Origin of the sequence: Streptomyces sp. NPDC088745, from assembly GCF_044751045.1 — a bacterium.
Lineage (GTDB): Bacteria > Actinomycetota > Actinomycetes > Streptomycetales > Streptomycetaceae > Streptomyces > Streptomyces cremeus.
Genome location: NZ_JBIVLB010000004.1, coordinates 18,376 through 41,970 on the forward strand (window position 1 = coordinate 18,376; position 23,595 = coordinate 41,970).

Genomic DNA, 23,595 nt, shown 5'->3' on the forward strand with positions numbered 1-23,595 from the left:
CCTGTGCTTCCGGTGCGCCCTCCCGGGCGTGGACGACCGCCGCTAGCGTCGGTCCGAGGAGGCAGCGATGGAGCGACCGCTGGAGGGCCGGTGCCCGGGGCGCAGGGTCGTCCTGGGGACGCTGGTGCTGCTGTTCGGGGTGCTGTGGTGGTGGGCGGTGCTGCGGCTCGCGCTGGTGCCGCAGGAGGCCGGGCCGGTGGAGGGGGCGGTCGCGGCCGGGGGATGGGGCCTGAGCCTGCTGCCGGTGCATGTGGCGGGGCGGGACCGGGTGGGCCGGGTGCGGGCGGGGTCCGTTTCGGCCGGGGCGCGGGTTGCCGGGTCGCGGGCTACCAGGGCATGGCGACGCCGCCGTTCGGGCGGAGGATCTGGCCCGTCGTGAAGGCGGAGGCGTCGCAGGCCAGATGGAGCACCGTCTGGGCGACGTCCTCGGGTTGGCCGACGCGGCCGAGCGGGGTGATGCGGACCATCCTCGCCTCGGTGCTCTCCTGGAGCGTGGCGTCGTGTCTGTCCGTCATGGGGGTGCGGATCCAGCCCGGGGCGACCGCGTTGACGCGGATGCCGTGCGGGCCCAGTTCGGTGGCGAGGGTTTTCGTGAGCTGTACGACCGCGGCCTTGCTGGTGCTGTAGGCGAAGAGCCCGGCGTTGGCGGCGTCCACGGCTCCGGAGGCGACGGTCACGATGCTGCCCGGGCTCCGGGCCCGGAGCATGAGGCGGGCCGCTTCCTGGCAGGCGTACAGGACTCCCTTGAAATTGACCGCCAGGACGCGGTCGAGGTCTGCGTCGCCGGTGTCCAGGACGCTGCTGACGTGCATGATTCCGGCCGCGGCGACCAGGATGTCGAGGCGCTCGGCGCTCTCCATCGCGGTCTTGAGTCCGGCGCGGGACGTCACGTCGAGTGTGTGGGTGCGGGGCGTGCCGTCGGTGGACTCGGTGATGAGGGCGGCCGTCTCGGCGAGGGCGGCCGTCTCGGCGAGGCCCGCCGCGTCGCGGTCCGCACAGTGCACGGTGGCCCCGGCTCCGGCGAGGAGCACGGCGGTGGCGCGGCCGATGCCGCCGGCCGCGCCGGTGACGAAGGCGGTGCGGCCGGTCAGGTCGTACGCGGGGACGCGTACCGCAAGGGGCATGCCGGTGACCGTACGACTCAACCTGACGACCCGTCAACCAGTGGGGCCCGCCTGGCACTTCGGGCACCAGTAGGTGGGACGGTCGCGGGAGCCGTCGCCCTGGTCGGCCTTGCGGACGGGGGTGCGGCAGCGCAGGCAGGGGCGGGACCGGCGGCCGTAGACGTAGAGGAGTTCGGGGGAGGTGACGGTGCGGGTGGCGGGTGAGGTGCGGGCGACGGTGGTGGTGCGGCGGTCGGGGTGGTCCTTGTTGAAGTCCAGCAGGCGGTGGGCGGTGGCGACGAGGCGGGCGGGGACGTCGGGGGCCAGTTCGCCGACCGGGAGCCAGGGGGTGACGCGGGCGAGGAAGCAGAGCTCGGACTTGTAGACGTTGCCGATGCCCGCGAGATTGCGCTGGTCCAGGAGGGCTTCGCCGAGGGGGCGGTCGGGGTCCGCGAGGAGATTGCGTACGGCGCGGGCGGGGAGGGAGTCGGGGGCGTCGGGGTCGTCGGGCCAGGTGGGGGAGAGGAGGTCCGGGCCGAGGTGGCCGATGACGGTGTGTTCTTCGGCGGTGGGCAGGAGTTCCAGGACGGGGAGGCGGTAGCCGACGGCGGTGGCGTCCGTGTTCTGGAGGACCGCGCGGATCTGGTGCTCGGGGCCGCCGCGCCAGGGGGCGCCGGGGGCGAAGACCCGCCAGGTGCCGTCCATGCGGAGGTGCGAGTGCAGGGTGAGGCCGCCCTCGATGCGGGTGAGCAGGTGTTTTCCGTTCGAGGTGACGTCGAGTACCTCGCGGCCGGTCAGGTCGGAGGTGGCGAAGCGGGGGACGCGGAGGTCGGCGTGGGTGAGGGTGCGTCCGGCGAGGGCCGCGTGCAGACGGGCGGCGGCGTGCCAGACGGTGTCTCCTTCGGGCATGTGTCCATGATGCGGGAGAGGGGGGTGTGCGGGGGTGCGCTCGGGGTGCGGGGTGCGGCGTCGAGGGTGTGGGGAGGCGTGTTGTGGGGGGCGAGGGCGCTGAGGCGGGGCCCGGGGAGGCGTGCTGTGGGGTGGGCTCCGCCCGGGGTACCGCGTCGGGAGTGCGGCAGGTCGTGACGTGGGGGCGGGCTTCCGCTGCGGGGCGCTGGGGCGGTATGCGGAGAGCTGCGCCGTGGGGTGCGCCCCTGCTGCGGGGGTGTCGCGTCGGGGGCGCTTGGAGCCCTGCCGTGGGGGTGGGGCGCTGCTGCGGGGATGTCGCGTCGGGGTGTGGAGGGGCGCGGGGCCCCGCACTCGGTCGCCCGTGCGGGGGCCGGTCGGGCCTGTGGGGGCGGGGTGGGGATGGGGGGCGGTGGGTCGCCTTTGCGGTGCGGGACGCGTCGGGGGCCTTTGTGCGGAGGTGGGCGACCCCCTCGTGGGGGTCAGATGCGGATGCGCAGGCCCTTCGGGGTGGCGTGGAAGCCCGCCGCTTCCAGGGTGCGGCTCAGGGGGGAGGTCAGGGCGGGGCCGTTGTTGATGCGTTCGACGGTGACGGTGCCGAGGGCGCCCGCGCGGGCGGAGGCGGTGAGGGCCTCGGTGGCGGCCCGGACGCGGTCGTCGGGGGTTTCGTCGGGGGCGGGGGTGGCTGCCGCCGGGTCGGTGGCGGAGGGGGCCGGCTGGGCGGGCCAGGCCAGGAGGGTCTTGCCGCCGCGTTCCATGTAGAGGGTGAGTTCGCCGTCGACCAGGACGACCAGGGAGCCCGCCTTGCGGCCCGGCTTGTGGGTGACGCCGGCGGGCGGTTCGGGCCAGGGCAGGGCCGCCCCGTACGCGTTGGCGGGATCGGCGGCGGCCAGGACGACGGCCCGGTTCGGGGCGTCGCCCTCGGTGCGGTCGCGGGCGGTCGCCGCGGCGCGCAGGCGGTCGACCGCGCCGTCCATGGCGAACTGGGCCGCGCCGAGCCCCTCGACCACGTAACCCCGGCGGGCCTGCCCGCTGTCCTCGAACGCGGCGAGGACGCGGTAGACCGCGGAGAAGCCGCCCGCGACGCCCTCGGCGGCCACCGCGCCGCGCGTGACGACGCCGTGCCGGTCCAGGAGGGTACGGGCCAGGGCGTGGGCGCGGTGGGTGGGGTCGGGCTCCGGGGCGGGCAGCCGGGACCAGCGGCCGGAGACCGTGGGCGGTCCCGTACGGGACACGGCGCGGGCGGCGCCGGTGAGGGAGCCGTAACGGCCGCGGGGGACCGAGCGTTTCGCGCGGTGCGCCGTGGCCCCGGCGGTGCGGCCCGAGCCGAGGACGGCGCGCAGCGGGGCGAGCGTGTCGTTGGTGAGGCGGCCCGACCAGGCCAGGTCCCACAGCGCGTCGGCCAACTGCGGGTCGGAGGCGTCGGGGTGGGTGGTGGCGCGGACCTGGTCGGCGATCTGGCGGAAGAAGAGCCCGTAACCGCCGGAGAGGGCGGTCAGGATCGACTCGTGGAGCGCCGAGAGTTCCAGGGGGTGCGGCGCGGGGAGGAGCAGGGGGGCGGCGTCGGCGAGGTAGAGGGAGACCCAGCCGTCCTTGCCCGGGAGTGCGCCCGCGCCCGCCCAGACGACCTCGCCGGTGGTGGTGAGCTCGTCGAGGAGGGCGGGGGTGTAGCCGGAGACGCGGTGCGGCAGGACGAGCTTCTCCAGGGCGGACGCGGGGACCGGTGCGCCCTGCAACTGCTCGACGGCGCGCACCAGCCCGTCGATGCCGCGCAGACCGCCGCTCCCGTAGCCCTGCCACTGGGGGAGGAACGTGGCGAGGGCGGCCGGGTCGACCGGCTCCAGCTCCTGGCGCAGCGCGGCCAGGGAACGCCGGCGCAGGCGGCGCAGGACCGTCGCGTCGCACCACTCCTGGCCGATGCCGGCCGGGTGGAACTCGCCCTGGACGACCCGGCCGCTCGCGGCGAGCCGGTGCAGTGCCCCGTCGGTGACGGCCGCGCCGAGGCCGAAGCGGGCGGCGGCGGTGGCGGAGGTGAACGGGCCGTGGGTGCGCGCGAAGCGGGCGAGGAGGTCGCCGAGGGGGTCCTTGACCGGCTCGGTGAAGGACTCGGGGACGCCCACCGGGAGCGCGGTGCCCAGCGCGTCGCGCAGACGCCCGGCGTCCTCGACGGCGGCCCAGTGGTCCTCTCCCGCGATACGGACCTGGATCGCGCGGCGTGCGTCGGCGAGGTCGCGCGGCCACCGGGCGTCCGCGCCGCGGGCGGTCAGCTCGGCGGTGGTGAGCGGGCCGAGCATCCGCAGCAGGTCGGCGACGCCCTCCACGTCCTTGACCCGGCGGTCCTCGGTGAGCCACTGGAGTTCCTGCTCCAACTGGGTCAGGACGTCGGCGTCGAGCAGTTCGCGCAGCTCCGCCTGGCCGAGGAGCTCGGCGAGCAGACGGGAGTCCAGGGAGAGTGCCGCCGCGCGCCGTTCGGCGAGGGGGGAGTCACCCTCGTACAGGAACTGGGCGACGTAGCCGAAGAGGAGGGAGCGGGCGAAGGGGGACGGCTCGGTGGTGGTGACCTCGACCAGGCGCACCCGGCGGGCCTCGATGTCGCCCATCAGCTCGGTCAGGCCGGGGACGTCGAAGACGTCCTGGAGGCACTCGCGGACCGCTTCCAGCACGATCGGGAAGGAACCGAACTCGGAAGCCACCTGGAGGAGCTGCGAGGCGCGCTGGCGCTGCTGCCACAGCGGGGTGCGCTTGCCGGGGCTGCGCCGGGGCAGCAGCAGCGCGCGGGCGGCGCACTCGCGGAAGCGGGCGGCGAACAGGGCGGAGCCGCCGACCTGGTCGGTGACGATCTGCGCGACCTCGCCCGCGTCGAAGAGGGTGTCGGCGGCACTGATCGGGGCCTGGTTGTCGTCGTACTCGGCGCCCAGGGGTTTCGCCGGGGCGTCGAGCGGGTCCAGCCCCATGAGGTCGAGGCCCATCAGGTCCGCGTCCGGCAGCCGCAGCACGATGCCGTCGTCGGCGTGCATCACCTGGGCGTCCATGCCGTACTTCTCGGCGAGGCGGGCCCCGAGCGCCAGCGCCCACGGGGCGTGCACCTGGGCGCCGAACGGGGAGTGCACGACCACTCGCCAGTCGCCGAGCTCGTCGCGGAACCGCTCGACGACGATCGTGCGGTCGTCCGGCACGTGCCCCGCGGCGCGGCGCTGCTCGTCGAGGTACGACAGGACGTTGTCGGCCGCCCAGTCGTCCAGGCCCGCCTCCTGGAGGCGGGCGCGGGCCTTGTCGGGCTTCAGGTTGCCGATCTCGCGGAGGAACGCGCCGAGCGCTCGGCCCAGTTCGAGGGGGCGGCCCAGTTGGTCGCCCTTCCAGAACGGGAGCCGGCCGGGGACGCCCGGGGCGGGGGAGACCAGCACGCGGTCGCGGGTGATGTCCTCGATGCGCCAGGACGTCGTGCCGAGGGTGAAGACGTCGCCCGCGCGGGACTCGTACACCATCTCCTCGTCCAGCTCGCCGACCCGGCCGCCGCCCTTCTTCGGGTCGGACCCGGCGAGGAAGACGCCGAACAGTCCGCGGTCGGGAATGGTGCCGCCGGAGGTGACGGCCAGGCGCTGCGCCCCCGGGCGGCCGGTGACCGTGCCCGCGACGCGGTCCCAGACGACGCGCGGGCGCAACTCGGCGAAGGCGTCCGAGGGGTAGCGCCCGGCGAGCATGTCGAGAACGGCGGTGAAGGCCGAATCGGGGAGAGCGGCGAAGGGCGCGGCACGGCGGGTGAGGGCGAGGAGGTCGTCCACCTGCCAGGAGTCCAGCGCGACCATCGCGACGAGCTGCTGGGCGAGCACGTCGAGGGGGTTGGCCGGGACGCGGAGCGACTCGATGGACCCGGACCGCATGCGCTCGGTGACCACGGCCGCCTGCACGAGGTCGCCGCGGTACTTGGGGAACACGACGCCCGTCGACACCGCGCCCACCTGGTGGCCGGCCCGGCCCACGCGCTGGAGGCCGGAGGCCACGGACGGCGGGGACTCGACCTGGATCACCAGGTCCACCGCGCCCATGTCGATGCCCAGTTCGAGGCTGGAGGTGGCGACCACGGCGGGCAGGCGGCCCGCCTTGAGGTCCTCCTCCACGAGGGCGCGCTGCTCCTTGGAGACCGAGCCGTGGTGCGCGCGGGCCAGGAGCGGCGGGGCTCCCTGGGCGGCCCCGGCCTGCCCCATCAGCTCGGCCGGGGAGCCGCCCTCGGGAAGGGCCTCGCCGGTGGCCCTCTCGTACGCGATCTCGTTCAGCCGGTTGCACAGGCGCTCGGCGAGGCGGCGGGAGTTGACGAAGACGATCGTCGAGCGGTGCGCCTGGACGAGGTCGGCGATCTTCTCCTCCACCTGCGGCCAGATGGAGGGCTTGTCGCCCTGGTCGTCGTCCTTGGCGGGGGAGCCGCCCAGTTCGCCCATGTCCTCGACCGGCACGACCACCGACAGGTCGAAGACCTTGCCCGAGGGCGGCTGGACGATCTCGACCCGGCGCTGCGGGGACAGGAAGCGGGCCACCTCGTCGACCGGCCGGACGGTCGCGGACAGGCCGATCCGGCGGGCCGGCCGGGGCAGCAGCGCGTCCAGCCGCTCCAGGGACAGGGCGAGGTGCGCGCCGCGCTTGGTGCCCGCGACGGCGTGCACCTCGTCCAGGATCACCGTCTCCACGCCCTCCAGGGCGTCGCGCGCGGACGAGGTGAGCATCAGGAACAGCGACTCGGGGGTCGTGATGAGGATGTCCGGCGGCTTGTTCGCGATCGCGCGGCGGTCGGCCGGGGAGGTGTCCCCGGAGCGGATGCCGACCTTGATGTCCGGCTCGGGCAGGCCGAGGCGGACGGACTCCTGGCGGATGCCCGTCAGCGGACTGCGGAGGTTGCGCTCGACGTCGACCGCCAGGGCCTTCAGCGGGGAGATGTACAGCACCCGGCAGCGCTTCTTGGCCTCCGCGGGCGGGGGAGTGGAGGCCAGGGAGTCCAGTGAGGCGAGGAACGCGGCGAGCGTCTTGCCCGAGCCGGTCGGGGCGACGACCAGCACGTCGGAGCCCTCGCCGATGGCCCGCCACGCCCCCTCCTGCGCGGCCGTGGGCGTACGGAAGGCCCCCGTGAACCAGCCCCTGGTCGCGGGGGAGAACGAGTCGAGCGCGGTCCTCACCATGGCCCCATCGTGCACCTTGGCACTGACAATTCCCGGTCCGGACTGTGGACACGCAGGTCAGCGGCGTGGGGCCGGGGCGCAGAATGGCCTGATGGCGAGGGGTTCGACGCCCACCGGGCGCGACGGGGAGTGGGCGCGGCACTGGAGTTACGCCGGGGTGCCGGGCCTCGACCTGCTGCGCGCCCGTTACGTCCGGCACACCTTCCCGCGCCACAGCCACGAGGGGTTCGTGCTCGCCGCCGTGCGGCGCGGCATCGAGGACCTGCGCATGCCGGACGGGACCGTCAGCGTGCTGCCCGGCAGCGTCGTCATGATCAACCCGGAAGTGCCGCACTCCGCGCACGCCGGAGTCCCCGAGGGCTGGTCGTACGGCACCCTCTACCCGTCGCGGGAACTGGTCGCCGACGTCGCCGCCGAGATCACCACGCTGCGCGGCACGGTGGGGTTCGCCGAGACGATCGTCCACGACCCCGACACCGCGCGGCTCGTGCACGAGGTGCATCTCGCCGCCGAGGCGGGCAACGCGCTCGCCGCCGACACCGCCTTCCGCCTCGCCATCGCCCGGATGCTGCGCCGCCACGGCCGCTCCCTGCCCGCCCGGGGCCCGCTCCCGGCGGCCGCCCGCACCGCGGCGCTCGCCCGGGAGATCCTGGCCGACCGGATGACGGACCCGCCGTCCCTGGAGCGTCTGGCCCACGAACTCGGCACCAGCCCCTTCGCGCTGCTGCGCGCCTTCAAGGCGGCCTACGGGATGCCCCCGCACACCTGGCTCACCAACGCCCGCGTCCGCCGCGCCCAGCACCTGCTGAACACCGGGACCGCGCCCGCCGACGCCGCCGTCATGGTCGGTTTCACCGACCAGCCGCACCTCAACCGCCACTTCACCCGCATCGTCGGGGTGCCGCCGGGGGCCTACCGGCGCGAGCGCGCAAGAACGTACAAGACCGCGGGCACGGTCCCCTCGTAGCGTCCCGGGCGTGGCAGAACAGACAGCGTCCGCGGCATCCGCGGACAGACGCGCAGCGGACAGGTGCACGACGGCCGACAGACACGCAGCGGACATGTGCACGACGGCCGACACACGCGCTGTAGACGGGTGCACGACGACGGACACACGCGCTGTAGACGGGTGCACGACGACGGACACACGCGCAGCAGACACGCGCACGACGGCGGGCATACGCACACCAGTGCGTGCCGTTCCGGACGGCACGTCCAGGCCCGACGCCGCCGTCGTACGGGACGCGCTCGGCGTCGGCGTCGCGGTGGGCCTCTCCGGCTTCGCCTTCGGCGTCACCTCCGCCGGCGCCGGGCTCACCGTCGCGCAGACCTGCGCGCTCAGCCTGCTGGTGTTCACCGGCGCCTCGCAGTTCGCCCTCGTCGGAGCGCTCGCGGCCGGGGGCAACCCGCTCACCGCGGCGGCGGGCGCCTTCTTCCTGGGCGTGCGCAACACCTTCTACGGGCTGCGCCTGTCGCAACTGCTCGCGCTGCCGGGGCCGGTGCGCCCGTTCGCGGCACAGGGGGTGATCGACGAGACGGCCGCGGTGGCGCTGGCCCAGTCGACCCGGCGCGGCGCCCGCATCGGCTTCACCGTCACCGCCGTCACCCTGTACGTACTGTGGAACCTCACCACCCTGCTCGGGGCACTGGGCGCCGAAGCGATCGGCGACACCAAGGCCTGGGGCCTGGACGCGGCAGGTCCCGCGGTCTTCCTGGCGCTGCTCGCCCCCATGCTGCGCTCCGCCACGGAGCGCGCCGTCGCCGGTGTCGCGGTCCTGGTGATGCTCGGGCTGCTGCCCGTGCTGCCGGGCGGAGCGCCGGTGCTGGTGGCAGCGCTCGCGGCACCGCTGGTGCTCTACGCCAAGGGGCGCACCGGGCGTCGTGACAGCGACGGCCCCGGCAGCGGTGATGGCGATGGCAACGGCAACGGCAGTCGTCACAGTGACAGCGGCACGGGAGCGGCACAGTGAGCGTCTGGATCGCGATCATCGCCACGGCGGTGGGCTGCTACCTCGTCAAACTGCTCGGGCTCCTCGTCCCCGCGAACGCCCTGGAACGTCCGCTGGTGCGCGACCTCTCCGCCCTGCTGCCCGTCGCCCTGCTGGCGGCGCTCACCGCGCAGCAGACCTTTGCCACGGGACAGGCGCTCGTACTGGACGCACGGGGCGCGGGTCTCGCGGCGGCGGCTGTCGCGCTGGTGCTGCGAGCGCCGTTCCTGGTGGTCGTCGGCGCCGCCGTGGCGGTCACCGCGGGGGTGCGCGCGCTGGGCGGCTGAGGGCACGGCGGCCGGCTCAGCCGATCTCCCTGCCGTACGCCCGCAGTGTCAGCAGGGCGTCGATGGTGACCAGGGGGCGCGCCTCCAGTACGTTCCCCGGGGCCCACGACCGCCGGCGCACCGGCCAGCCGCCGTCCTCCTGCTGCTCGGCGGCCAGGAAGTCCAGGGCGCGCGCCATCTCCCCGTCCGTGAACCAGCCGCGCGCCAGCGACTCGGGCACGCGCGCGTAGTCGTGGGCGAAGTGGTGCTCACCCGGGGCGTACCCGGGTGCCACCGGGATCTCGTCCCGTCGCGCGGGATCGAGCACGACCAGCCCCCGCGCCCGCGTGAGACGCCCCAGCCGGTCCGCCGCCGCCCGGGCCCGGGAGCGGTCCGGCACGCCGTCCAGGAAGGCGACGGCGGCCTGGATCTCGTACGGATGCGACTCCTCCAGCGTCTCGACGGCCGCCCAGCAGAAGTCCGTGGCGCGAAACAGCCAGGCGTGCCAGACCTTGTTGCGGTGCAGCGTGCCCACCACCGGGCCCGTCGCCAGCAGTTCGCCGGGCGGATCGTCCACAACGGGCACGAAGGGTGCGGCGGGGTACCCCCGCTGCGAGGGGTGCACCGCGGGCAGTGCGCCCTCCTTGGTGGAGACCCCGGTCAGATAGCGGCAGACGCGCTCCACGCGCGTGCCGCCGCACCTGCCGATGGACTCCAGCACCCGCAGGGCGTGGGCGGTGTGCGGGGGCTGGCTCACCGGCCCCCGCAGATCGGGCTCCAGGGCGTGCCCGAATCCGCCGTCCTCGCCGAGGTACGCGTGGAGCGCGGCCTCGACGGGATCGGCGCCGCCGCCGAGGAAGTGGTACGCGAACCGGCGCTGCTCCAGGACCCGGGCCGTCAGCCAGACGAAGTGCGCGGCGCGGCCGAGCGGGGACGCCGCGCCGGGAGAGGCCGCGCGCGGGGCGGCCCCGGGGGGTGATGCTCCATTTCCAGCCATGTGCCGACGGTGCGGGTGCGCGGCGCTCCCCGCAAGGGTGCGGACCGGGCTGCACTCTCAGGGGCGCGATACTGGTGTCATGCGGTTGACGATTTTCTGGGAGCGCATGGCGGCGCACTTCGGCGAGGCATATGCGGACTCCTTCGCGCGCGACCACGTGATGTCCGAGCTCGGCGGTCGTACGGTGCACGAGGCGCTGGACGCGGGCTGGGACGCGAAGAGCGTGTGGCAGGTCGTGTGCCGGGCGATGGACGTTCCGTACGACAGGCGCTGACCGTTTCCCTGTCTTCCTCCAGGAAGGCACGGGTCCGCCCCTGAGGAGGCGCCGGGGACGGGCGCGCCCCGTGCGGCGGCAGGGGCGTGTGGTCGACGCACTCATGGGTGACACTTGGCCCCGTGCCACCGACTGATGAGACCGCCCAGGACCAGGCGAAACCCCAGCACGACGACGGGCCGGCCGCCCCGCCGGGCACCGCGCCGCCCACGCCGCCCGTGGTTCCCGCGGGGCCGGCCCGCATGCCCCGCTGGCTGCCGCGCGCGATGGTGCTCGCACTGGCCCTGTTCGCCTGTTACCAACTGGGTGAGTGGGCGTTCCACCAACTGATCACCCTGCTGCTGAACATCGTGATCGCCTTCTTCCTGGCGCTCGCGGTGGAGCCCGCCGTGAGCCGGATGGCCGCGCGCGGGATGCGCCGGGGCCTCGCCACCTTCCTGGTGTTCTTCGGCGTGATGCTGGCGGGCATCGGCTTCGTGGTGATGCTCGGATCGATGCTGGCGGGTCAGATCCTGACCATGGTCGACGAGTTCCCCAAGTACCTGGACTCGGTGATCAGCTGGGTCAACCACACCTTCAACACCGAACTCTCCAGGGTGGAGGTGCAGGACAGCCTGCTGCGCTCCGACTGGCTGCAGAAGTACGTGCAGAACAGCGCGAGCGGCGTCCTGGACGTCTCGACGACCGTGCTGGGCGGCCTGTTCAAGCTCCTGACGATCTTCCTGTTCTCGTTCTACTTCGCGGCCGACGGCCCCCGGCTGCGCCGCGCGCTGTGCTCGGTGCTGCCGCCGGCCCGGCAGGCGGAGGTGCTGCGCGCCTGGGAGATCGCCGTCGACAAGACCGGCGGCTACCTCTACTCGCGCGGCCTGATGGCACTCGTCTCCGGCATCGCGCACTACGTCCTGCTGGTGGTCCTGGACGTGCCGTACGCACCGGCGCTGGCCGTGTGGGTGGGCCTGATCTCCCAGTTCATCCCCACCCTCGGCACCTACCTCGCGGGCGCCCTGCCGATGCTGATCGCGTTCACGGTGGACCCCTGGTACGCGCTGTGGGTGCTCTGCTTCGTCGTGGTCTACCAGCAGTTCGAGAACTACATCCTCCAGCCGAAGCTGACCGAGAAGACGGTCGACATCCACCCCGCCGTCGCCTTCGGCTCGGTCGTCGCGGGGACGGCACTGATGGGCGCCGTCGGCGCGCTCATCGCGATCCCGGCCGTCGCCACGCTCCAGGCGTTCCTCGGGGCGTACGTCAAGCGCTACGACGTGACCGACGACCCCCGGGTGCACGGCCACCGGGACCGCCGGGCGTCCGCCCTGGCGCGGCTGCGCGCCGCGCTGCGGCACGACCGGAACCGGACGCCGCCGCCCGGGGCGGGGCACGACGCCTGAGCGGCGCGGCTTTCCGGCCCGATCCCCCCGTGGGTGCCGTCGGCGATGTCGGGCCGTCTTGAGGCGCCGTTCCGTTCGGCGTGCGCAGTCGGTCCGAGCCGCCCGGCGGGTGCCGCGTGGCTCGCTTGACACAAAAATCGAACATCCATTCTTATTGGTGTTGCGGCCTTGTGACCTCGGGGTTCCCGACCGGGTTGTCCACAGGTCAGAGCGACGCCGAGGCCGATTGTCAGTGGCAGGCGTTAGCGTCATTGACGTGAAGCGATCGACTCAAGCAAATCGGGTGGAACCCATGGCAGCAGGCACCGACCGCGAGAAGGCGCTGGACGCCGCTCTCGCGCAGATTGAACGACAATTCGGCAAGGGTGCCGTGATGCGGCTCGGCGACCGGCCGAACGACCCCATCGAGATCATCCCCACCGGGTCGACCGCCCTGGACATCGCGCTCGGCGTCGGCGGGCTCCCCCGCGGCCGTGTGGTGGAGGTCTACGGCCCGGAGTCCTCCGGAAAGACGACGCTGACGCTGCACGCCGTGGCGAACGCGCAGAAGGCCGGCGGCACCGTCGCCTTCGTGGACGCCGAGCACGCGCTCGACCCGGAGTACGCCAAGGCGCTGGGCGTCGACACGGACAACCTGATCCTCTCCCAGCCGGACACCGGCGAGCAGGCGCTGGAGATCGTGGACATGCTGGTCCGCTCCGGCGCGCTCGACCTGATCGTCATCGACTCCGTGGCGGCGCTCGTGCCGCGTGCGGAGATCGAGGGCGAGATGGGCGACTCGCACGTCGGCCTCCAGGCCCGGCTGATGAGCCAGGCGCTCCGCAAGATCACCAGCGCGCTCAACCAGTCCAAGACCACCGCGATCTTCATCAACCAGCTCCGCGAGAAGATCGGTGTGATGTTCGGCTCGCCGGAGACCACGACCGGTGGCCGCGCGCTCAAGTTCTACGCCTCGGTGCGCCTCGACATCCGTCGCATCGAGACCCTCAAGGACGGCACGGACGCGGTCGGCAACCGCACCCGCGTCAAGGTCGTCAAGAACAAGGTCGCGCCGCCCTTCAAGCAGGCCGAGTTCGACATCCTCTACGGGCAGGGCATCAGCCGCGAGGGCGGCCTGATCGACATGGGCGTCGAGCACGGCTTCGTCCGCAAGGCGGGCGCCTGGTACACGTACGAGGGCGACCAGCTCGGCCAGGGCAAGGAGAACGCCCGCAACTTCCTGAAGGACAACCCCGACCTCGCCGACGAGATCGAGAAGAAGATCAAGGAGAAGCTGGGGGTCGGCGTCAAGCCCAAGACGGACGCCCCCGAGGGCGAGCCCGGCGCGGACGCGGCGGGTGCGGGTGCGGCTGCGGCAGCCGACGCGAAGTCCGTACCGGCTCCGGCGGTCAAGGCCAAGACGGCCAAGGCCGCGGCGGCCAAGAGCTAGCCCGTGACCCGCAGGACGGACTGGTCGGGCAGCACCGGGGAGCCCGGCGGGCACGACACCCCCGCCGGGTACGGCGGCACCCCCGCGCACGACGGAGGCGCGGGGGGCCCGGGGGAGGCCGACGGGCCTCCCCGGCTCCCCTGGTCCTCCCGGGAAGCCGGGGGGACCGGAGGGCCCAAGGGGTTCGGGGAGTCCGGGAGGGGACGCAGGGACGCCCGGGGCTCCCGCTCCTCGCGGGGCTCCGGTGCCGCAGGGGAGGGCCGGGAAGCCGCATCGAAGCCCCCGCAGGACCCGGCGGAGCAGGCGCGGAACATCTGCCTGCGTCTGCTCACCGGCACCCCGCGCACCCGCAAGCAACTGGCGGACGCCCTGCACAAGCGGGAGATCCCCCAGGAGGTCAGCGACGAGGTGCTGTCCCGCTTCGAGGAAGTGGGCCTGATCGACGACGCGGCGTTCGCGGGCGCCTGGGTCGAGTCCCGCCACCACGGCAAGGGCCTGGCCCGCCGGGCGCTCGCCCGCGAGCTGCGCACCAAGGGCGTCGACCCGGTACTGATCGACGAGGCCGTCGGGCAGCTCGACTCCGACCAGGAGGAGGCGACCGCCCGCGAGCTCGTCGCCCGCAAGCTGCGTTCCACCCGCGGACTGGAGCGCGACAAGCGGCTGCGCCGGCTGGCGGGGATGCTGGCCCGCAAGGGCTATCCGGAGGGCCTGGCCATCCGGGTGGTCAGGCGGGCGCTGGAGGAGGAGGGCGAGGACACGGACGGTCTCGACTATGAGCCGTTCTGACTCCTGGGCTCCTGGGCGTCCGCGTGCTCGCGTGCCCGCCCGCCCCTGCGCACCTGGCGTCCCCACGGCCCGGGTGCCCCCGCGCCCCGGCGCACCTGTGCCTCCCGCGACGCCCTCCGTGCCTCGGTGCCCTGTGCCCCTCGCGACACCTCCCGTGCCCCAGCGCCCCCCCGTACACCCATGGACGTCCCGCCCTCCCAGACATCGGACTCCGCCGCCGGACCCCCTGAGCTCCAGGGGGTCCGCGGGACGGGCGCGGCCGCTCTCGGCGTCAGCCCTTCCCGGGCAGCACCGGCAGGCCCGCCGCGCGCCAGGCCTGGAAGCCGCCGTCCAGGTCCGTCGCCCGGTGCAGGCCGAGCTGGTGCAGCGAAGCCGCGGCGAGGCTGGACGCGTACCCCTCGTTGCAGATCACCACGACGCGCAGGTCGTGCCCGGTGGCCTCCGCCGCCCGGTGACTGCCCCGAGGATCGAGCCGCCACTCCAATTCGTTGCGCTCCACCACCAGCGCGCCCGGAATCAGCCCGTCCCGCTCGCGCAGGGCCGCGTACCGGATGTCCACCAGCAGCGCCCCGGCCTCCGCCGCCGCGTACGCCTCCCCGGGGCCGACCCGGTCGAACCCGGCCCGTACCCGCTCCAGCAGGGCGTCGATCCCCACCGGACCCTGCGGCTCTTCGACGTGCGTCACTGCCACTCCTCCGGAATCTCCACCTGCTCCAGGCGCAGCACCGCGCCCGTGCGGCTGTAGCGCCGCATCAGCGGCAGCGGCGGGTAGTACGCGTGCACCGAGACGGCGTGCGCGTCGGCGGACTCGTTGAGCACCTGGTGCACATGGTGTTCCCCGAAGGCGCGCCCCTGACCCGGCCGCAACTGCCGCTGCCGGTCGACGCCTTCGGCCAGTTCCAGGGTCTTCCACCCCTCGGTGGGCAGCCGCACGGCCAGTGACTGTTCGGTCAGGCCGCCCGACGCCGTGGCGAACGCGCCGCGCGAGCCGCCGTGGTCGTGCCAGCCGGTGCCGGTGCCCGGCGGCCAGCCGATCAGCCAGGCCTCGCTGCCGCCCGGCCCGTCGAGGCGCGCCCAGGTGCGTCCTTCGGGGTCGAGCGGCAGGGACGCCACCAGCTCGGCGTCGGAGGCGACGCCTCGTGCGAAGTCGAGGAGCTGGGCGGAGGAGGGCCCGGCCGACACGGCGGCAGGGGAGTGCGGGGATGCGGAAAACGTCATGGAGAGACCGTCCTGGGGGAGTTCGCGAGGACGCACGGGCATCTCACCGGCCGGACCCGTGGGTCGACGGCCAGGAGAGGGCGCACCGCGCGTGAGGAGGGGGCGAATCAGCAGGACGGGCGACAGACGCAGCCCGCATAACGGACCAGGTCCATATGGACCCTCCGCCACAGGCTCACATCGGTGTCGCTCATGATCGGGAGTACACCATGCGAGCCCGGGCCGGTCAATTGACGTCCGCGGTCCGATCGGTGTGCACGGGGGCGTCCGGAGCCTCGTCGAGCGCCTCGGGTTCCCGGCGAGCGCCGCCGCGCGCCGCGTCCGCCGCCGCGTACAGCTCCGCCGGATGCACCCCGTCGAAGGCGGCCACCAAATGCCCGTCCGGGCGTACGAGAAGGACGGTGTGCGCCGTCGCTCCCGGGTAGCCCTCGGCGACGAGCAGCTCCGCCGGCACCGGCAGCGCGGTCACCGCGGTCGCCAGCCGAGGCATCACCCCGGCCTGCATCCAGTGCCGGCGGTCCCACACCCCGGTGCCGGGCGCCACGAGCACCACCAGCAGATGCCCCTGGCCGAGCCGCTCCCACAGGCGCACGGCCGTGCCGTCGGGAGCGGTCACCGTGACGTCCACCACCGGAGCACCGACAGGGGTGTCCACGTCGGCCCTCGCCTCCGGGGACGGCGGCGGGGGAGCGAGGGGGGAGTGCGGGTACGCCGGGAGGGCGCCCAGCGCGCCGTTGCCGAGGTGGCCGTCGGCGAGCAGGTTGTCGTGGCTCCTGCCCGCCCCCGGCAGGACCGCGCGCAGCCCGCCGCCGCCCCGCAGTATCGGCAGCACCTGGTCGGCGGCGCGCAGCCGGGCGGCGACACACGTGCGGCGCTCGGCCTCGTAACTGTCCAGGAGTTCCTCGGAGGCCTCGTGGTGGAAGGCGTGCGTCAGCTTCCACGCCAGGTTCTCGACGTCCCGCAGGCCCTCGTCGACGCCCTGCGTGCCGAGCGCGCCCAGCAGGTGCGCCGCGTCGCCCGCCAGGAACGACCGACCCTCGCGCCAGCGCTGGGCGAGCCGGTGGTGCAGGGTGTAGACGCCGGTGTCGATCAGCTCGTACGGAGGGGTCGTGCCGCACCACCCGGCGAGGGTGTCGCGGATCCGGGCCACCAGGGCGTCCGGCGTCACCAGGTCACCGCGCGGCGGCAGCAGCCAGTCCAGCCGCCACACGTCGTCCGGCAGCGGACGCGCCGTCACCTCGGGGCCGCCGCCGCGCCACGGCGGCTGACGGTGCAGCAGGGCGGTCTCCGGCCAGGGGAGTTCGACGCGCAGGGCGGCGACGGCGTGCCGCTCGACGGCGGTGCGGCCGGCGAAGCGGATGCCGAGCAGCTTGCGGACGGTGGAGCGGGCGCCGTCACAGCCGACGAGGTAACTGCCGCGCCAGTACAGGTAACCCGGCTCGCGGGTGTGCACGGTGACGCCCTTGGCGTCCTGCTCGACGGTGTCCACGCGCGCGCGGATCGCCAGCTCGACCAGGGGGTGCGCCTCGGCGGCGGCGTACAGGCCGCGGGTGAGGACGTGTTGCGGAAGGTGCAGGGGGGCGGGGAACTCCTCCTGGTCACCGAGCGTTAGTTCCCGTACGAGCTGCTTGCGCCGCATCGACCGCCACGCGGCCCAGACGGCCCCCTCGGCCGGGGCGTCGGCGCAGCCGAGCCGCTCGACGAGAGCGGCTGTGTCGGGGCGCAGGACGACGGTCCGGGCGGTGCGTTCCTCCGGCGTGCCGTCGCCCTCGTCCAGGACGACGGAGGGGACTTGCTGTGCGGCGAGGGACAGGGCGAGCGCGAGCCCGACCGGGCCGGCGCCGACGACGATCACCGGGTCCACGGGGCGACGCCTCCGCTCCGTACGGTCCAGCGGGACGCTGCGCGAGAGGCAGTGGGAAGACGGTGCTCGATCACAGAACGTATGCAACCCACTGCAGGTGCTTGCGTCAAGTGACGGAGGCGAGTCCTTCGGGAGTGGGGCGTTCCGTTGGTGAATTGTCCTCGGGAATGAGCGAGGGGCCGGCCTCCGGGGAGAGGCCGGCCCCTGGCTGGGACGGTGTCGGGATCAGAGCGCGCCGCCGGCGCCACCGCCGCCGCCCGCTTCGATCGCATTCAGGTCGACCTTCGCTCCGCCGCTCTTCTTCGCGCGGCGCAGACGCCGTTCCAGCCAGCTCGCGAAGGAGGTCAAGGCGAAGTTGACGGCGATGAACAGCAGGGCGACCACGGTGAGTGCGGCGATGGTGTTCGAGCCGTAGTTCGCCGTGATGGTACGCACCTGGGAGAGCAGCTCGTTGAAGCCGAGCAGCGCACCGCCGAGCGCGGTGTCCTTCACGATGACCACGAGCTGGCTGACCAGTGCGGGCAGCATCGCGGTGACCGCCTGAGGCACCAGTACGAAGACCATCATCTGGCCCTTGCGCATACCGATCGCCTTCGCCGCGTCCGTCTGGCCGGCGGGCAGCGACTGGATGCCCGACCGGACGATCTCGGCGATGACCGAGGCGTTGTAGAGCACCAGACCCGTCACCACGGCCCACAAGGGGCGGACCTCGGAGTCCATGCTGGTGAACTGAGTGAACAGCGCACTGGCGAACACCATCATGATCAGGACCGGGATGGCGCGGAAGAACTCGACCACCACGCCCACTGGCACGCGGATCCAGGCGTGGTCCGAAAGACGGCCGATGCCGAGGACCGCGCCGAGGGGCAGCGCGATCACCAGCGACAGGGCGGCGGCCTTGAGGGTCTCCACGAGACCGGGCAGCAGGAAGGTGGTCCACACCTTGGAGTCCGCGACGAACGGGCTCCACTTCTCCCCGTCCAGCTGCTTCTTCTCCGCCATGGCGTCCAGGAGCCACCACCCCGCGAGGACGAAGACGACGACGAAGGCAACCGTGTAGATGATGTTGCGCCGTTTGGCGTTGGGCCCGGGGGTGTCGTACAGAACGGAAGTCATCGCTTCACCGCCACTCGCTTGGACACCCAGCCGAGCAACAGCCCCGTGGGCAGGGTGAGAACGATGAACCCGAGAGCGATCACGCCGAAGACGGCGAAGAGCGCGTCGGTCTCGTTCTCGATCATGTTCTTCATCAGGAACGAGGCTTCGGCCACACCGATCGCCGAGGCGACCGTGGTGTTCTTCGTCAGCGCGATCAGCACGTTCGCCAGCGGAGCGACGACCGAACGGAACGCCTGAGGAAGGACGATGAGCGTCAGTACCTGGGTGAAGCCGAGACCCAGCGCGCGGGCTGCCTCGGCCTGGCCGACCGGGACGGTGTTGATGCCCGAACGCAGCGCCTCACAGACGAAGGTTCCGGTGTACGCGACCATCGCGAGGACCGCCAGCCGGAAGCCGATGTCCGCGGAGAGGTCCGCCCCGAGCTTGAAGCCGAGCGTCTGGTAAAGACCGAGGAGCGAACCGACCATGATGATCGTCAGCGGCGTGTTGCGGACGAGGTTCACGTATGCGGTGCCGAAGCCCCGCATGAGAGGCACGGGGCTGACCCGCATCCCGGCCAGCAGGGTTCCCCATATGAGGGAGCCGATGGCCGAGTAGAGGGTGAGCTGAACCGTCACCCAGAAGGCACCGAGCAGGTCGTACCGCCCGGAGGAAAGAAATTCGAACACGATGCCCCGCGATCTCTCCTTGTTGGATCGTGGCGCGCGCCGCCGACCGGAGCCGGCGGCGCGTCAGTCACTGCTGGCTCAGCCCTTTTCGGTAATGGCCGGGGCGGGGTCGGCCTTGTAGTTGGCCGGGCCGAGGTTGGCGTCCACGGCCTTCTGCCACGAGCCGTCCTTCTGCATCTTCTCCAGCGCGGCGTTGATCTTGCCCTGAAGGTCCTTGTCGCCCTTCTTGAGGCCGATGCCGTAGGGCTCGTCGCTCAGCTTGAGGCCGACCAGCTTGAACTTGCCCTGGTTCTCCTTCTGCGCGGCGTAGCCGGCGAGGATGGTGCTGTCCGTGGTCAGGGCGTCAACAGTCTTGTTCTCCAGGCCGTTGAGGCACTCCGAGTAGCCGCCGAGCGTCTGCAGGTCGGCCTTCGGGGCCAGCTTCTCCTTGACGTTCTGCGCGGAGGTGGAGCCGGTGACCGAGCAGAGCTTCTTGGAGTTGAGGTCCTCGACCTTGGTGATCGTGTTGTCGTCCGCGCGGACCAGCAGGTCCTGGTGGGCCATGAAGTACGGGCCCGCGAAGTCGACCTTCGCCTTGCGCTTGTCGTTGATCGTGTACGTACCGGCGACGAACTTCACGTCACCGTTGCTGATCAGGTTCTCGCGCTCGGCGCTGGGCGCCTGCTTGAACTCGATCTTGTCCTCGGTGTAGCCGAGCTCCTTGGCGACGTAACGGGCCACGTCCACGTCGAAGCCCGTGAACTTGCCGTCCTGCGTCTTCAGACCCATGCCGGGCTGGTCGTACTTGATACCGATGACGATCTTGTCGCCGTCCTTGCCCTTGCCGCCCTTCTCGCCGCCACAGGCCGAGAGGGCGAGCGAGAGCGAGGCGACCGCCACGACGGCGGTGCTGACCTTGCGGAGCTTCATCGTGAACATCCCTTACGTCGTTGGAGCGTTGGTCGTCGGAGCCGTATCCCGCCTGGCAACGGTCGTACGGTGAACGGCAGTCGTCAGTGGTGCAGGATCTTCGACAGGAAGTCCTTGGCCCGGTCACTGCGAGGGTTGCTGAAGAACTGGTCCGGCGTGGCCTCTTCGACGATCTTTCCGTCGGCCATGAAAACGACCCGGTTCGCGGCCGAGCGGGCGAAGCCCATCTCGTGCGTGACGACGACCATGGTCATCCCGTCCCGCGCCAGTTGCTGCATGACTTCCAGGACCTCGTTGATCATTTCCGGGTCGAGCGCCGACGTGGGCTCGTCGAAGAGCATGACCTTCGGCTCCATGGCCAACGCCCGCGCGATGGCGACGCGTTGTTGCTGACCGCCGGAGAGCTGTGCCGGGTACTTGTCCGCCTGTGCGCCGACGCCCACCCGGTCCAGCAGGGCGCGGGCCTTGTCCTCCGCGGTCTTCTTGTCCGTCTTGCGGACCTTGATCTGGCCCAGCGTGACGTTCTCCAGGATCGTCTTGTGGGCGAAGAGGTTGAACGACTGGAACACCATGCCGACGTCGGAGCGCAGCCGCGCCAGCTCCTTGCCCTCCTGGGGCAGGGGCTTTCCGTCGATCCTGATGTCTCCTGAGTCGATCGTCTCCAGGCGGTTGATCGTGCGGCACAGCGTGGACTTCCCGGACCCGGAGGGTCCGATGACGACGACGACCTCGCCACGGGCGATGGTCAGGTCGATGTCCTGGAGCACATGCAGCGCGCCGAAGTGCTTGTTGACGTTGCTCAGCACGACCAGATCGCCCGACGCGGGTACCGCGTCCTCGACGCCCTTGGTCACTGAAACTCCGCTCATCGGCTTTTGCTCCGTCCTCCTCGGTTGGGAGGACCCTAGTCACCCAGTGCTACCAGCGTCATTACATCTGAGCGGAAATTGAGCATAACGATCCGGCCGCAACCGGACACTCTGCGTGAACGGGGCACCAGGTGGGGATACCGGCTCCATAACGGAACAAGCCCGTGACGGGAAGGGCCTTGACGCAGCGTGGCCGGATCGGCGTGGATGCCCTGGGGCCGTCCATCGGAAATGCTGTGGGCACGCGCCGGAACACACACCAGAACAGGGACGCGGGGGGAGGGCGAGGACCATGAGACTGCTGCTCGTCGAGGACGACAACCACGTCGCCGCCGCACTGTCCGCCGTCCTGACCCGGCACGGCTTCCAGGTCGTCCACGCCCGCAACGGCGAGGAGGCCCTCCAGGCCTTCCTCCCCGACGACCGCGGCCTCCAGGGGCAGGAGCCCTTCGGCGTCGTCCTGCTCGACCTCGGCCTGCCCGACCAGGACGGGTACGAGGTCTGCGGCAAGATCCGCAAGCGCACCGGCACCCCGGTGATCATGGTGACCGCGCGCGCCGACGTGCGCTCCCGGATCCACGGCCTCAACCTCGGGGCCGACGACTACGTCACCAAGCCGTACGACACCGGGGAACTCCTCGCCCGTATCCACGCGGTGAGCAGGCGCAACACCACCGGGGACGCGCCCGCCGCGGCCTCCGCCGCGACCGTCCGCCTCGGCCCCGTGGACATCGAACTGCCCACCCGGCGCGTCAGCGTCGACGGTACGGCCGTCCAGCTGACCCGCAAGGAGTTCGACCTGCTGGCGCTGCTCGCCCAGCGGCCCGGGGTGGTCTTCCGCCGGGAGCAGATCATCAGCGAGGTGTGGCGCACCAGTTGGGAGGGCACCGGGCGCACCCTGGAGGTCCACGTCGCCTCGCTCCGCTCCAAGCTGCGGATGCCCGCCCTCATCGAGACCGTGCGCGGCGTCGGCTACCGGCTGGTCGCGCCGAACGGCGCCCAGGCGTCCGCCGGCCCGGACCCCCAGGCGTCCGCCGGCCCGGACCCCCAGGCGTCCGCCGGCCCGGACCCCCAGGCGTCCGCCGGTGCGGACCCCCAGGCGTCCGCCGGTCCGGGCGCCCCGGACGGCGCCGGCCGTCCCGACACCGGCCGTCCCGACGCCCCGGGCGACGCCGGTGCGCCCCGGAACGCGTAACTCCTCGTGCGCACCCGCCTCCTCCCACTGCTGATCGTGCTGCTCGCGGGCATGCTGATCGCCTTCGGCTTTCCGCTCGCCGTACGGATGGCGGCCGCACAGCAGCAGCAGGTGGTCGTCGACCGCATCGACGACACTGCGCGCTTCGCCGCCCTCGCCCAGTTCGTCACCGACCGCCCGCCGACGGCAGGCGAGAGCGCCGCCGCCGAGGACGAGCGCCGCACCACCCTGGAGACCGAACTCGGCCGGTACCACGAGGTGTACGGAATCCGGGTCGGGGTCTTTCACCGCGGCGGCGACGCCATGGCCGCCGCCCCGCCCGGCTGGACGGTGCAGGCGGCGGGCAGGCTCGGCAAGGACGCCTTCCAGGAGGCCCTCGCCGGACGCCGCAGCCACGACCCGCCGCAGGTCTGGCCCTGGCAGGACCACACGCTGGTGGTGGCGTCGCCGGTGGTGCGGGACGGCGACGTGACGGCGGTGGTGGTCACCGAGTCGCCCACCGGGCACCTGCGGTCGCGCATCCTGCACGACTGGCTGCTGATCCTGGCGGGCGAGTCCGCCGCCCTGTTCGTGGCGATCGGGGCGGCCTTCCGGCTCACCGGCTGGGTCCTGCGTCCGGTACGGGTCCTGGACGCGGCCACGCACGACATCGCCACCGGACGCATGAACTCCCGGGTCGCGCCGGCGGGCGGCCCGCCGGAACTGCGCCGCCTCGCCCGCTCGTTCAACGAGATGGCCGACAACGTCGAGGACGTCCTGGAACAGCAGCGCGCCTTCGTCGCCGACGCCTCCCACCAACTGCGCAACCCCCTCTCCGCCCTCCTCCTGCGCATCGAACTGCTCGCCCTCGAACTCCCCGAGGGCAACGAGGAGATCGCCTCCGTGCGCACCGAGGGCAAGCGCCTGGCCCGCGTCCTGGACGACCTCCTCGACCTCGCCCAGGCCGAGCACGCCCCCGCCGACCTCCGCCTGGTCGACCTCGGCGAACTCGCCACCGAACGCGTCGCGGCCTGGGGGCCGCTCGCCGACGACAAGGGGGTGCGTCTGCTGCGCGACGGCCCGGAGGCCGTCACCGCGTGGGCGGACCCGGTGGCCCTCTCCAGCGCGCTCGACGCGGTGATCGACAACGCGCTGAAGTTCACGCCGCCCGGCGAGGAGGTCACGGTCACCGTCGCCCCGGGCGGTCACACCTGCACCGTCGTCGTCGCGGACGGCGGGCCGGGCCTCACCGAGGACGAGCTCGCCCGGGTCGGCGACCGGTTCTGGCGCAGCAACCGCCACCAGAACGTCAAGGGCTCCGGCCTCGGCCTCTCGATCTCCCGCGCGCTGCTCCTCGCGGGCCGCGGCACGATCACGTACGACGCCAACGAACCCCGGGGCCTGCGCGTGACGGTGACCGTCCCGCGCACCGAGCCGTGAGCACCGCGTGCCGGTGACCGCCCGGGGCT

At 72.8% G+C, this 23,595-nt stretch carries 21 protein-coding genes and 1 pseudogene; 10 read left to right on the forward strand and 12 right to left on the reverse strand.

The window, feature by feature from the left end; genetic code table 11:
• Positions 1–67: 67 nt before the first annotated feature.
• Complete coding sequence (locus tag ACIP93_RS12995; protein ID WP_401757978.1) at positions 68–379, forward strand: hypothetical protein; 312 nt, start codon at positions 68–70, stop codon at positions 377–379.
• Here ACIP93_RS12995 and ACIP93_RS13000 read toward each other — a convergent pair.
• The 3 genes from ACIP93_RS13000 to ACIP93_RS13010 all read right to left on the reverse strand — a co-directional run bounded on the left by ACIP93_RS13000 (position 327) and on the right by ACIP93_RS13010 (position 7,177).
• Positions 327–1,124, reverse strand: a complete 798-nt coding sequence (locus tag ACIP93_RS13000) for an SDR family NAD(P)-dependent oxidoreductase (protein ID WP_401757980.1) — start codon at positions 1,122–1,124, stop codon at positions 327–329. The two genes, ACIP93_RS12995 and ACIP93_RS13000, sit on opposite strands and share 53 nt — an antisense overlap.
• Before the next feature lie 33 nt (positions 1,125–1,157).
• Positions 1,158–2,012, reverse strand: a complete 855-nt coding sequence (locus tag ACIP93_RS13005) for an Fpg/Nei family DNA glycosylase (protein WP_401757982.1) — start codon at positions 2,010–2,012, stop codon at positions 1,158–1,160.
• A 479-nt stretch (positions 2,013–2,491) separates the two neighbouring features.
• Complete coding sequence (locus tag ACIP93_RS13010) at positions 2,492–7,177, reverse strand: DEAD/DEAH box helicase (RefSeq protein WP_401757984.1); 4,686 nt, start codon at positions 7,175–7,177, stop codon at positions 2,492–2,494.
• Between the two features lie 91 nt (positions 7,178–7,268).
• On the opposite strand from ACIP93_RS13010, the gene ACIP93_RS13015 reads away from it, so the two are divergent.
• The 3 genes from ACIP93_RS13015 to ACIP93_RS13025 all read left to right on the forward strand — a co-directional run bounded on the left by ACIP93_RS13015 (position 7,269) and on the right by ACIP93_RS13025 (position 9,452).
• On the forward strand, positions 7,269–8,144 hold the full coding sequence (locus ACIP93_RS13015; protein ID WP_401757986.1) for an AraC family transcriptional regulator: 876 nt from the start codon (positions 7,269–7,271) through the stop codon (positions 8,142–8,144).
• A gap of 223 nt (positions 8,145–8,367) precedes the next feature.
• Positions 8,368–9,147, forward strand: a complete 780-nt coding sequence (locus ACIP93_RS13020) for an AzlC family ABC transporter permease (protein WP_345217323.1) — start codon at positions 8,368–8,370, stop codon at positions 9,145–9,147.
• Positions 9,144–9,452 carry an AzlD domain-containing protein gene (locus tag ACIP93_RS13025; RefSeq protein WP_345217324.1) on the forward strand — a complete coding sequence of 103 codons (309 nt, stop codon included), beginning with the start codon at positions 9,144–9,146 and terminating at the stop codon, positions 9,450–9,452. Before ACIP93_RS13020 ends, ACIP93_RS13025 begins: the two co-directional genes overlap by 4 nt.
• A gap of 16 nt (positions 9,453–9,468) precedes the next feature.
• Here ACIP93_RS13025 and ACIP93_RS13030 read toward each other — a convergent pair whose 3' ends face one another.
• On the reverse strand, positions 9,469–10,428 hold the full coding sequence (locus ACIP93_RS13030; RefSeq protein WP_401757989.1) for a hypothetical protein: 960 nt from the start codon (positions 10,426–10,428) through the stop codon (positions 9,469–9,471).
• A gap of 79 nt (positions 10,429–10,507) precedes the next feature.
• Here ACIP93_RS13030 and ACIP93_RS13035 point away from each other — a divergent pair, with 79 nt between their 5' ends.
• The 4 genes from ACIP93_RS13035 to recX all read left to right on the forward strand — a co-directional run bounded on the left by ACIP93_RS13035 (position 10,508) and on the right by recX (position 14,305).
• Entirely contained in the window at positions 10,508–10,702 is a 195-nt protein-coding gene (locus tag ACIP93_RS13035) for a DUF3046 domain-containing protein (RefSeq protein WP_345217326.1), read from the forward strand.
• A gap of 242 nt (positions 10,703–10,944) precedes the next feature.
• A complete protein-coding gene (locus ACIP93_RS13040; RefSeq protein ID WP_380836613.1) occupies positions 10,945–12,090 on the forward strand; it encodes an AI-2E family transporter in 1,146 nt (381 codons plus the stop codon).
• Positions 12,091–12,382: 292 nt separating this feature from the next.
• Positions 12,383–13,519: a recombinase RecA gene (gene recA / locus ACIP93_RS13045; protein ID WP_345217327.1), complete on the forward strand. Its 1,137-nt coding sequence runs from the start codon at positions 12,383–12,385 to the stop codon at positions 13,517–13,519.
• Positions 13,520–13,522: 3 nt separating this feature from the next.
• Positions 13,523–14,305: a recombination regulator RecX gene (gene recX, locus ACIP93_RS13050; protein ID WP_401757992.1), complete on the forward strand. Its 783-nt coding sequence runs from the start codon at positions 13,523–13,525 to the stop codon at positions 14,303–14,305.
• A gap of 271 nt (positions 14,306–14,576) precedes the next feature.
• On the opposite strand, the gene ACIP93_RS13055 is transcribed toward recX, so the two are convergent.
• The 8 genes from ACIP93_RS13055 to ACIP93_RS13090 form a co-directional block, all read right to left on the reverse strand.
• Positions 14,577–14,990, reverse strand: coding sequence for a rhodanese-like domain-containing protein (locus ACIP93_RS13055; RefSeq protein ID WP_345217329.1), 414 nt, complete (start codon positions 14,988–14,990; stop codon positions 14,577–14,579).
• Positions 14,987–15,523, reverse strand: a complete 537-nt coding sequence (locus ACIP93_RS13060; RefSeq protein ID WP_345217330.1) for a cysteine dioxygenase — start codon at positions 15,521–15,523, stop codon at positions 14,987–14,989. The genes ACIP93_RS13055 and ACIP93_RS13060 overlap by 4 nt, the downstream gene beginning before the upstream one ends.
• A gap of 107 nt (positions 15,524–15,630) precedes the next feature.
• Complete coding sequence (locus tag ACIP93_RS13065) at positions 15,631–15,717, reverse strand: putative leader peptide (protein ID WP_380836616.1); 87 nt, start codon at positions 15,715–15,717, stop codon at positions 15,631–15,633.
• A 32-nt stretch (positions 15,718–15,749) separates the two neighbouring features.
• Positions 15,750–17,387 carry an FAD-dependent monooxygenase gene (locus ACIP93_RS13070; protein ID WP_401757994.1) on the reverse strand — a complete coding sequence of 546 codons (1,638 nt, stop codon included), beginning with the start codon at positions 17,385–17,387 and terminating at the stop codon, positions 15,750–15,752.
• Positions 17,388–17,612: 225 nt separating this feature from the next.
• A complete protein-coding gene (locus tag ACIP93_RS13075; RefSeq protein WP_401757996.1) occupies positions 17,613–18,503 on the reverse strand; it encodes an amino acid ABC transporter permease in 891 nt (296 codons plus the stop codon).
• Positions 18,500–19,174 carry an amino acid ABC transporter permease gene (locus ACIP93_RS13080; RefSeq protein ID WP_401757998.1) on the reverse strand — a complete coding sequence of 225 codons (675 nt, stop codon included), beginning with the start codon at positions 19,172–19,174 and terminating at the stop codon, positions 18,500–18,502. The genes ACIP93_RS13075 and ACIP93_RS13080 overlap by 4 nt, the downstream gene beginning before the upstream one ends.
• Positions 19,175–19,252: 78 nt before the next feature.
• Positions 19,253–20,083, reverse strand: a complete 831-nt coding sequence (locus ACIP93_RS13085) for a glutamate ABC transporter substrate-binding protein (protein WP_401758000.1) — start codon at positions 20,081–20,083, stop codon at positions 19,253–19,255.
• Positions 20,084–20,166: 83 nt separating this feature from the next.
• On the reverse strand, positions 20,167–20,952 hold the full coding sequence (locus ACIP93_RS13090) for an amino acid ABC transporter ATP-binding protein (RefSeq protein WP_345217335.1): 786 nt from the start codon (positions 20,950–20,952) through the stop codon (positions 20,167–20,169).
• A 292-nt stretch (positions 20,953–21,244) separates the two neighbouring features.
• Between ACIP93_RS13090 and ACIP93_RS13095 the strand changes: the two are divergent.
• Together ACIP93_RS13095 and ACIP93_RS13100 are read left to right on the forward strand one after the other, a co-directional pair.
• A pseudogene (locus tag ACIP93_RS13095) lies at positions 21,245–21,946 on the forward strand (response regulator transcription factor); the annotation flags it as partial.
• A 207-nt stretch (positions 21,947–22,153) separates the two neighbouring features.
• Positions 22,154–23,566 (forward strand): sensor histidine kinase, encoded by a 1,413-nt coding sequence (locus tag ACIP93_RS13100; protein ID WP_401758003.1) that lies wholly within the window; start codon positions 22,154–22,156, stop codon positions 23,564–23,566.
• The last annotated feature ends 29 nt before the right edge of the window (positions 23,567–23,595 follow it).

Excerpts from the sequence above, each read along its gene's own strand:
- ACIP93_RS13060 (WP_345217330.1), bottom strand. The coding sequence starts at position 15,523 with ATGACGTTTTCCGCATCCCCGCACTCCCCTGCCGCCGTGTCGGCCGGG.
- ACIP93_RS13030 (WP_401757989.1), bottom strand. The coding sequence starts at position 10,428 with ATGGCTGGAAATGGAGCATCACCCCCCGGGGCCGCCCCGCGCGCGGCC.
- ACIP93_RS13085 (WP_401758000.1), bottom strand. The coding sequence starts at position 20,083 with ATGAAGCTCCGCAAGGTCAGCACCGCCGTCGTGGCGGTCGCCTCGCTC.
- ACIP93_RS13005 (WP_401757982.1), bottom strand. The coding sequence starts at position 2,012 with ATGCCCGAAGGAGACACCGTCTGGCACGCCGCCGCCCGTCTGCACGCG.
- recA (WP_345217327.1), top strand. The coding sequence starts at position 12,383 with ATGGCAGCAGGCACCGACCGCGAGAAGGCGCTGGACGCCGCTCTCGCG.
- ACIP93_RS13015 (WP_401757986.1), top strand. The coding sequence starts at position 7,269 with ATGGCGAGGGGTTCGACGCCCACCGGGCGCGACGGGGAGTGGGCGCGG.
- ACIP93_RS13010 (WP_401757984.1), bottom strand. The coding sequence starts at position 7,177 with ATGGTGAGGACCGCGCTCGACTCGTTCTCCCCCGCGACCAGGGGCTGG.
- ACIP93_RS13035 (WP_345217326.1), top strand. The coding sequence starts at position 10,508 with ATGCGGTTGACGATTTTCTGGGAGCGCATGGCGGCGCACTTCGGCGAG.
- ACIP93_RS13000 (WP_401757980.1), bottom strand. The coding sequence starts at position 1,124 with ATGCCCCTTGCGGTACGCGTCCCCGCGTACGACCTGACCGGCCGCACC.
- ACIP93_RS13040 (WP_380836613.1), top strand. The coding sequence starts at position 10,945 with ATGCCCCGCTGGCTGCCGCGCGCGATGGTGCTCGCACTGGCCCTGTTC.
- ACIP93_RS13065 (WP_380836616.1), bottom strand. The coding sequence starts at position 15,717 with ATGAGCGACACCGATGTGAGCCTGTGGCGGAGGGTCCATATGGACCTG.
- ACIP93_RS13090 (WP_345217335.1), bottom strand. The coding sequence starts at position 20,952 with ATGAGCGGAGTTTCAGTGACCAAGGGCGTCGAGGACGCGGTACCCGCG.
- ACIP93_RS12995 (WP_401757978.1), top strand. The coding sequence starts at position 68 with ATGGAGCGACCGCTGGAGGGCCGGTGCCCGGGGCGCAGGGTCGTCCTG.
- ACIP93_RS13075 (WP_401757996.1), bottom strand. The coding sequence starts at position 18,503 with ATGACTTCCGTTCTGTACGACACCCCCGGGCCCAACGCCAAACGGCGC.